At 50.0% G+C, this 294-nt stretch carries 1 protein-coding gene; it reads right to left on the reverse strand.

Going from position 1 to position 294, the window contains the following annotated elements; genetic code table 11:
* A partial coding sequence (locus tag FS628_RS32195) for a hypothetical protein (protein WP_222125327.1) occupies positions 1 to 185 on the reverse strand: 185 nt, incomplete at its 3' end.
* Positions 186 to 294 lie beyond the last annotated feature (109 nt).

The following is a 294-nucleotide window of genomic DNA, read 5'->3' on the forward strand; positions in this document are numbered from 1 at the left end:
TATTTTTCCCCATACAATTCCTCCACACTTTCTTCCCTCAACACCAAACTCTCCTTCCTCTCCATTAACCCAATAACACATCTGCCATCATACTCACCTCTTTCCCCCTCAGACAAAAACCACCCACGCACCAATATTCGGTGCTCCCGTTCATTCTCCTCTCCCTTCTTCTCCATACCCTCCATCCATACTCCCCCTTCAACACAAGCTTCCCCCCTACCCAACAAATCCCCCACCCATAACGCTCCTCCCTCCACACCCCCAACACCTGTCTTGAGATCTGTACTTCGACTA

Source organism: Paenibacillus xylanexedens (assembly GCF_007676705.1).
GTDB classification, from domain to species: domain Bacteria; phylum Bacillota; class Bacilli; order Paenibacillales; family Paenibacillaceae; genus Paenibacillus; species Paenibacillus xylanexedens_C.